Source organism: Nodosilinea sp. P-1105, assembly GCF_012911975.1.
In the GTDB taxonomy this organism is placed as follows: domain Bacteria; phylum Cyanobacteriota; class Cyanobacteriia; order Phormidesmidales; family Phormidesmidaceae; genus Nodosilinea.
Genome location: NZ_SMDQ01000041.1, coordinates 44,959 through 51,453 on the forward strand (window position 1 = coordinate 44,959; position 6,495 = coordinate 51,453).

General features: G+C 52.5%; 4 protein-coding genes. All 4 read right to left on the minus strand.

The features are described 5' to 3' along the window. Nucleotides 1–769: 769 nt before the first annotated feature. The 4 genes from E1H13_RS16850 to E1H13_RS16865 all read right to left on the minus strand — a co-directional run bounded on the left by E1H13_RS16850 (nt 770) and on the right by E1H13_RS16865 (nt 6,430). On the minus strand, nt 770–1,429 hold the full coding sequence (locus E1H13_RS16850; RefSeq protein WP_169614775.1) for a response regulator transcription factor: 660 nt from the start codon (nt 1,427–1,429) through the stop codon (nt 770–772). Between the two features lie 48 nt (nt 1,430–1,477). Further along, complete coding sequence (locus tag E1H13_RS16855) at nt 1,478–2,098, minus strand: hypothetical protein (protein ID WP_169614776.1); 621 nt, start codon at nt 2,096–2,098, stop codon at nt 1,478–1,480. 443 nt (nt 2,099–2,541) lie between these two features. Further along, on the minus strand, nt 2,542–4,248 hold the full coding sequence (locus E1H13_RS16860; protein WP_169614778.1) for a ShlB/FhaC/HecB family hemolysin secretion/activation protein: 1,707 nt from the start codon (nt 4,246–4,248) through the stop codon (nt 2,542–2,544). A 37-nt stretch (nt 4,249–4,285) separates the two neighbouring features. Continuing rightward, entirely contained in the window at nt 4,286–6,430 is a 2,145-nt protein-coding gene (locus tag E1H13_RS16865; RefSeq protein WP_169614780.1) for a hypothetical protein, read from the minus strand. Nucleotides 6,431–6,495 lie beyond the last annotated feature (65 nt).

A 6,495-nucleotide genomic window follows, 5' to 3' on the forward strand; every position in this document is an offset into this window, starting at 1 on the left:
CGTAGGTATTGGCCAACTCCCGATAGCCACAGCAGAGGCACAAATCGGCCAACCATCCCAACAGGTTCATCTGGCAGTAGCGCAGGGCCGGGGAGTCCTGGCTGTGGCACACATCCAAGGCCGCATCGTAACAGGCCAGGGCAAACCAGTACTGACTTTGTACAGCGTAGGCCTGCCCCATATAGCCCAGGGTAATCGCCTCTAGCAAGGGCACAGGGGCCGTAGTTTCGATCAAGGCTAAGGTCTGATTAAAAAACCGTATGGCCTGAGAATAAACCCCTTGGTGAAAGTAGCTCAGCCCCCGTAGGCAGTGAACCAGGGCATATTGGCGACGACCACACAGGCCTAGGTTAACGAGCATCGTCTTTGGCCAGCTGGTGGTTGGGCTATCGAAGGTTGGGGTTAGGGTAGTCATGATTCTGCTCCTCGATCCGTGGGTTTTCTCGAACCTTTAGCCTCAGTCTATGCAAGGGTGCATGGGCAAGGGGTTCAGAGTTAGGCCAGGTTGATGGTGGAAAAGGCTGAACCGGATGGCCGAAAACTGCCAGGATTTGAATGTTGAGTCCTGTTGGTTACCGAAAAACGCCAACCGATGGCCGCCTGGGGCTGAGCCACGCCTGTGAATAGCTTGGGTGGTCAAGATCCCAGGGTTCTAGCGATAGCTCCCGTTGGGCAGCAAAGTTGATAACAGCATCCTGGGATCGATGATGGCCGCAGTATATTTCTGAAAACTTAGCCCAAGGTACAGCTCAACCTGCATAGAAAAAATTTAGTCAATCAGGCCCTCTTCGCGGGCGCGAATTTCGGTTTGAATGCGGATATTCTTACCGGCGTCGGGGTACACGTCCAAGGCGTCTTGTACTTTTGTCCAGTAGTGGCGCACGGTACGCTCTGAGACATTCATCTGCTCGGCGATCGCCTTATCTTGCAGCCCTTCAATAAAGGCTAATTGCAACACTTGCAGCCATTCAGGTTTTACCTCTAGCCCGGTGCGCATATCACGGGGGGTGTAAATTAGCCCCTGCATGGCCCAGTCCACCTTAATCAGCATTTCTTTTAGGGGCAGGCTCTTGTCGACAATGGTAAAGCCCCCCCGGTGGCTATCGATCGCCGGCTTGAGCCGTACCAGTGATTTCACATGGGCACTCTGGACCACAATGTTGAGGTCTGGGTACTGCTGCATCAGCGATCGCAGTAGGCTAATCCCAGTTTCCACTTGGGAAGGTTCCCCGGTCCGCTGTGGAACCGACAAATCCATCACCAGTAAGGCTGGTAAGACGGTGGTCAAACTGGCGATCGCCTCCGCCGCTGTGCGCACCGTGCGAATATCCGCCTCCGGATAGTCTTGTTTCAGGGCACTGACCGTACCCTGTAATACGGCATCGTGGTCATCGACAACCAGCAATTGTTGGCGTTGGGGAGGAGTCATGGCGGTTAGGAGATGCAGTGACTGGGGCTCAACACCAGAATAGGTGAGTTACCAATCAAAAATCCACTCAAGGGTGTTAGATTCGCAGCGATAACTTACCCGGCCCTGGCTAAGAACTTCAAACGTAGCGACTGGGTAAAGCCAATCTTCCGCTTCCCATAGGGTTAGCAAGCCGGGGGGCACCGCGTCACCGTATGTCACGTCAAGGGTCAGCTGTTTGCCCGTGGTCTGCTCCACCAAACAGATACAGATTGACTGGGGCAGGCTAGCCTGAGCCATCAAGGTGTACCGCAGGTGGTCTAAGCCTAACAGCAACAGGCTAATGTGCTCTGTCGGTTCATCGGGCCAATCGGTCGGTAGGTTCAGTTTAAGGGCCAGGGCCGGGGGCCAGTCCTGTAAAGCGTGCTGAATCGCCAGGGGTAATGACTCCTGGGCATAGGGAGAACTGAGGCGATTCCCCAGCGCGTCCAAATCAGCGTATAACTGCTCGACCGTACCTAAGCCATTTTCCCCGCTTTGCAGCTCAAGCTGCCGCCGCACCGCAAACAGGTCTTGCAGCAGGCCATTGCGAATGCGATCGGCCTCGCAGGTGAGCCACTGGGCCTGGTGCCAATGCCACCACCGCAACAACTGCGCCGGGTCGGTTATGGGATGGGAAGGTTGGGTCAAGCAACATGACTCCTTGAGGAAGGCAGAAGGGGGAAGGCAGAAGGCAGAGCGGAGCCTAAGTAGGTAGGCTCAATTGTCTTGTAGAGGGGTTTCGACTTCGCTCAACCCTCAATCCCTTGTCGGACAAAGGATCTAGCTGATTGAGCGGAGTCGTTCGCGTGAGCGTCTCCCTTCGGGAGAAAATCAGCGGCGGGTGTGACGTTTGATCAGCCCCGGCTACTTATACCCAGCAAAACAGACTCTTAAAATAGCGCCTTGACTGTTTATTATCAGCACAGAATTCAGCCAGTCAAATTACAGAAAACTGCAATTTTTCAGGGTATTGAGTCTGGGGCAGACAGGTGGGTCTGTTCCATCGCCCTTACCATTCCTGTCCTGGGGCCATTTGCGCTGGGTCTACATTGCTTTACAGGGCAGACACGGGGGTCTGCCCCTACCCTTGTTTAAAACGGCTGCATGGTCACTGAAAAATACACCCCGTTCTCCTGCCAGGAGCCGCCCCGGTTGGGCACGTTAATCAGCGGAATGCCATAGGCTAGGCGCAGGTTGGCCATTGGGATGGGTTGCCACTGGACCCCCAAACCGGTGCCCAGCAGCATGGAGGGATTAGGCGTTTCGGTTTGGTTATTCCAGCCGGTGCCAATGTCCAAAAAGGGAATCAGCTGGAGTTCGTTGACATTGGCCGAGAGCGGTACCCGCAGTTCGACGGAGCCAACCACGGCGTTGTCGGTAACCAGTTGGTTTTGGGCATAGCCCCGCACGGTATCAACCCCGCCTACGCTAAACCTCTCCAGGGGTAGCAAGGAGTTGGGGGTAAGTTGAGCGTTGACGCGGCTGACCAATAACCACCGGGGGGACACCTGCTCCACCCACTGAAACTGCCCCAGCCAGCTAAAGAAGCGGCCATCGGTCCCGGTGTCATTGACCGTGGCATTGAAGAGATCTAGCCCCAGGCTAAACTGCGATCGCGCTGCCACCACCCGCCGAACATCTCGGGCCAGCCAATCTTGGGAAAACCGCAGGGCGGTCACCCGGGCCACCCCATTTTCAGGACCAATGGAAAAGGAGAAGGGAATATCGTCCAGAATAAAACTACGACTTTCCCGCAGATCCAAGGCTAAACCCAGGGCAAATTCCTGGTTAATGGAGCGGCTGAGGGGCTGACGCAGGCTAAGGCCCATGGTTCTACTGTCGCTGCGAATGCCAGCATCTACAAACTGGGGGGTGACAATGCGGCTGTCGGCGTTTTCGTAGCGCATTTGCAAGGTGCCGTCCCGGGCATTCAAAGGAACGCTGTAGCGCAGTTCGTACAGATTTAGCCCTTCGGTCAAGCCATAGCGCACACTGGCAGCATCACCAAATCCCAGCAGGTTCCGGTGCAACAGCTGGGCTTCCCCTTGAATCGAGCCAATGCTAACCGATCGCGAGTTGTCCGTCGTCAACGCCAACGAGAAGGGATCGGCCTCCGCTAAATCTAGAATCAACAAATTTTGCCCCGGACGGCTACCAGCGGTTAATTCAGCATCCACCCGCTCCAACAAGGGGTCAATTTGCAAGAGTCTCAGGGCATCTTCCAGGCGGGAAATATTCAGGGGAGGCTGGGTGGCTAGGGCAATGCGATCGCGCACATACCCCTGCCGTAGGCGACTCAACCCATTCACCTGAATGGTCTCAAGGCTGCCCTCAACCACCTGAATTTGTACGATACCATCACTCAAATCTTGCCCACTGGGCAAGAAGGCCCCAGAGGTAACATAGCCACTATTGATATAGAGATCCGTGATCGCTGTACGCAGGTCCAGCAGTTGACTGAGGGTCAAGTCTTGGCCCTCTAGGGGTTGCACCAGGGCGGCAATGTCATCCGCTAAAACCGTGTTGCCGATCACCTCGATGCGCTCGATCGGGAAGCGGGTTTCTTCCAGCTCTGGTGGCACGATTGGGGGCTCGGGCTGGGGCTGGTCAGGCACTTGTAGAGGTACCTCTGGCGGGTCTGGATCTGGAATGGGCGGGTCCAGGGGAACAGGGCGAGTGGGTTCGGTGGGATCTGGCAGGGGCAGAATCGGTGGCGGTGTATCCGTTTGAGCCTGAGCAACGCCAGCTAAGGGAAGCGACAGGACCAGGGCACCCAGGAAGGGATGGAGTAACGGCATCACAGATCAAGGTGGTAGATGGGGGACTTAAGCAAAACTAGGGACAACGATGACTCAGCACCAGGCGACCATCAGGTAAGTGGTAGACCCCATCGGGCTCTTGCAGAGCAGTCGTGTTGTCTACAGTCTGGACAGTGCCAGTGGGATAAGCAGAAATTGGCAAATCCCCTGGGCCTTGGGGTAGGCCATCTCCCCCAGTAACCACAAAGTCTCCTAGGCTTTCATCGCTGCGGGCAATGCAGCTGCCGGCAGTCAGGGCAGCCGTGTCTAAGGTCGTTGTTTCAAGGGTTGCCAAACTATTTTCAATAAAACTCACATCAGGAATAGTGATAGTGCCTGAGGCGATTGCTCCAGTAGCGTTAACATCAACCCGACCATTACCATCAAGAGCAAGCAGTTCTTCTAAACTGGTGAGCTGAGGAGCAGGCTGAAAATTTTCGCCAAAAAAGGCAGGAGTATCCAAGAATATATTACCACCAGTACCGTCAACAGAAAAAGCCAAAATATCACTATCGCCCAAAGCAATGATTAAATTGGCCCTAAGAACAATATTACCCCCTCCACCACTTCCTCTCAGCACAAAAGATTGAATGTCACTATCCCCGCGCAGAATAATATTTCTAGCAGAGGCTACAATTTGCCCTCCCGATCCAAATTGTGCATTGGTGCCAATGGTACCATCATTAGCCAATAGCTGCCCTTGCAGTACAAGTACAATATTTCCAGCATCTCCACTACCCAGGTTTTCTGTAGACAGTTTTGCTCCACCCAAGACATCTAAGCTATTGGATCTAATTTGAATATCCCCACCAGTACCCATCCCTGATGATGAAACACTGCTAAGGACTCCACTCGAAAGTTGAGGAACAAAAGGATTAACACCTTCAAAGCGCGCACTACCAGTGATTTCTATTTGAATATTTCCGCCATCTCCATTGCTCCAGCTAGAAGCATTTACTTGAGCCCCATTAGTCACTGTCAAATTATTTGCCTCAATTTTCAAGTCTCCCCCAACCCCATCACCCCCTAGGTTAAGACTATAAACTCCACTGGCCAATGCACTCAGGAAGGGGTTCACTCCATCAAATCGAGCCGCCTCACTGATTTGCAGTCGAATATTTCCCCCACCACCTTCTCCAAATATAGACCCATCAATTCGAGCTCCATTAGTGACGTCAAGATTAGCAGCATAAATCTGAATATCTCCTCCCTGACCTATCCCACCAGAACCAATAAAGCTACTAAAAACCCCACTACTTTGTAAATTCCACACGGAATTCACACCATCAAACCGAGCAGTTTCTGCAATGTTCAGAATAATATCGCCAGCCCTTCCAGAACCTGATCCTGTGACGTCGATTTTCGCCCCGTTCCTAACCTCTAAACCATTGGCATTAATTTGCACATTTCCACCCCTGCCCTCATCACCCAAGAAGTTACTAAATGCTCCACTAGCATTATTTCCAGTAGCATTTATCCCATTGAATATAGCAACCTCCTGAATATCTAAAATCAGGTTTCCGCCCTGCCCATTTCCAAAGCTTGAAACATCAAGCCTGGCACCATTAGTGACCTCAAGATTAGCAGCATTAATTCGCACATTACCGCCAGTCCCTTGCTGTCCAAAAAGACTGCTACTGCTAAACACACCACTAGGAACAGAGAATCCGTTGATGGTTACACTCCCATCAAAGCGAGCAGTTCCACGAATATTCAAGCTAATATCACCAGCGTTACCGGGGCCAGCATTTGTAGCATCTAATTGAGCCCCATCAGTAACATCCAGGTTGGTTGCATTAATTTGTAAATTTCCTGCTACTCCATCACTAAAAATTCCCATAGTGCTAAAGATCCCACCTGACAAGTCATTGCGGGCATTAATACCACTTAAACGGACTGTATCGCTGATATCTAGAATTACATTTCCAGCATTACCCAAACCGAAGCTGGATGTAACCAGTCGAGCTCCGTCTAGAACTTCTAGATGATTTGCCCGAATGCGCAGACTTCCACCGACCCCTTCCCCAAAAGCTGTAATGCCAGTGAAAGCGCCTACGGCCACATCATTTTGCCCACTAAACGTTACTCTATCTGCGGCTAGCAGAACAACGTCTCCCACATCTCCAGAGCCAGTAGCATCAATATAGCTATTAGTTACAGCAATATCACCGGAGCACTCCACAAGGCGGGACGTTAAGGGGTTAATTGTCGTGTATCAATAGATACTTGTAAAGAAAAGCTCTGCGG

Bases quoted from the DNA above. Each gene is read 5' to 3' on its own strand.
- E1H13_RS16860 (WP_169614778.1), bottom strand. From the start codon at position 4,248: ATGCCGTTACTCCATCCCTTCCTGGGTGCCCTGGTCCTGTCGCTTCCC.
- E1H13_RS16850 (WP_169614775.1), bottom strand. From the start codon at position 1,429: ATGACTCCTCCCCAACGCCAACAATTGCTGGTTGTCGATGACCACGAT.